This is a genomic window from Acidovorax sp. Q11, from assembly GCF_054950075.1.
The window spans coordinates 1-1,219 of record NZ_JBUDZG010000084.1 but is presented as its reverse complement, the minus strand read 5'-3'; the positions used below and the strand labels follow the sequence as shown (position 1 = coordinate 1,219).

Annotated in this window: 2 pseudogenes; both read left to right on the top strand. The window is 61.7% G+C overall.

Features of this window, described 5'->3' with window-relative positions:
• Positions 1–109: 109 nt before the first annotated feature.
• A pseudogene (locus ACYZGB_RS22765) lies at positions 110–912 on the top strand (Mu transposase domain-containing protein); the annotation flags it as partial.
• 18 nt (positions 913–930) lie between these two features.
• A pseudogene (locus tag ACYZGB_RS22760) lies at positions 931–1,146 on the top strand (ATP-binding protein); the annotation flags it as partial.
• Positions 1,147–1,219: the final 73 nt, after the last annotated feature.

Genomic DNA, 1,219 nt, shown 5'->3' with positions numbered 1-1,219 from the left:
CTGTTGATTTCCACGCAGAAGTGACCCACTAACCCCCAGGACTTCCATCCAAACCTGACCCACGTACTAACCCTAATCTGCTGCTTTGTTGAGCAGCAGGAGACCAGGAGTGATAGACGTGGCAACATTGAGTGTCATCAGGCGCTGGGCCCTGCGAGAGCAGTTGTCCATCAGGGAGATCGCCCGCCGCACCGGCCTCTCGCGCAACACCATCCGCAAGTACCTGCGCGCAGGCGAGGCCGAGCCGCACTATGCCAAGCGGGTCAGTCCATCCAAGCTCGATCCCCTCGCCTTGAAGCTCGCCGGCTGGCTCAAGACGGAAGCTGGCCGATCCCGCAAGCAGCGGCGCACCGTCAAGCAGATGTACGTGGATCTGCAGGCGCTAGGTTACGGCGGCTCCTATAACCGTGTGGCGGCCTTCGCCCGGCTCTGGCACGAGCAGCGCCTGGTGGCCCAGCAGACCACCGGCCGCGGCACCTTCGTTCCGTTGGCCTTCGGCCCGGGGGAGGCGTGCGCCGTGGCAAGGAGCGCGACGTCAATGCGCGCTTTGCGGCCATGGTCAGTCACTTCCTGTTCGAGGCCGAGTTCTGCAATCCCGCGTCGGGCTGGGAGAAGGGCCAGGTGGAGAAGAACGTGCGCGATGCCCGCCACCGCCTGTGGCAGGTGGTGCCGCCATTCCCAAGCCTGCCCTATCTCAATGCATGACTTGAGGAGCGCTGCGTGGCGCTGTGGCACGAGATCGAACATGGCAAGCTGCCGGGCTCCGTCGCGGATGTCTGGACTCAAGAGAAGGCAACCTTGATGCCGATGCCTCGGCCCTTCGATGGCTTTGTGGAACACACCAAGCGCGTCTCGCCCACTTGCCTGGTCCACTTCGAGCGCAACCGCTACAGCGTGCCAGCGCCGTATGCCACCTGCTGTCCAAGCTGTACGAGCGTCGTGATTACCACGAACCTGAGCTTCAGTGAGTGGGCCAGTGTGTTCGGGGACGCGAAGATGACCACGGCACTGCTGGACCGGCTCACGCATCACTGCCATATTCTGGAAACCGGCAACGACAGCTATCGGTTCAAGAACAGCTCTGCGCAGCAACCGCCACAGACCACCAAGAAGGAGAAGACAGCCAAGAACTTATCCACAACGTGAGCGTGAAGTTCACGAGCCAGGGTGGGTCAGATCGAGATGGAAATGGTGGGTTACGGTTGCATGGAAATCAACA